Raw genomic sequence first — 514 nt, forward strand, 5'->3', positions numbered from 1 at the left:
TAACGCTTGCCTAAGCGGCAATTACTAATGGGCTAAAATATTGAGCGCAGCGACAATAGCCCATGTTAATTGTCCGAGCGAGCCTGAGAGCGAATTGAGGCACTTGTTATATACCCAATTGTTTCTGTAAAAAATAACTAGTGTGCCCTTTAGGCATATCAGCTAATTCACCAAACACAGAGTAACCAGCTTTGACATAGAACCCTAATGCTTGGAAAGTAGTTGTTTCCAGGCGAATATTAGTGGTGTTTTTAGATAAAGCATATTCTTCCATACTAGATAGTAGCTTAGCTCCCCATCCATGTTTTCGGATACTTTCATCAATCCATAAACCTTGAATATGCAACCAGTTCCAATTTATTTCACCTAAAATCCCACCAACAATGGCACCTGACTCATCTTTTACAAATGAAGATACTTTTTCCCTAAATACATCCCCTGTGTGAGATTCGTTATATTTCGTTAAGCCAGCTTTCAGGGCTTCAAATTCATTATCTTGAGGTGGGAGAGGGGT

1 protein-coding gene is annotated in these 514 nt (G+C 39.7%); it reads right to left on the minus strand.

The features are described from left to right. Positions 1 to 106 precede the first annotated feature (106 nt). A partial coding sequence (locus ABD009_RS14085; RefSeq protein WP_343826487.1) for a GNAT family N-acetyltransferase occupies positions 107 to 514 on the minus strand: 408 nt, incomplete at its 5' end.

It is taken from the genome of Psychrosphaera haliotis, from assembly GCF_039523615.1.
GTDB lineage: Bacteria > Pseudomonadota > Gammaproteobacteria > Enterobacterales > Alteromonadaceae > Psychrosphaera > Psychrosphaera haliotis.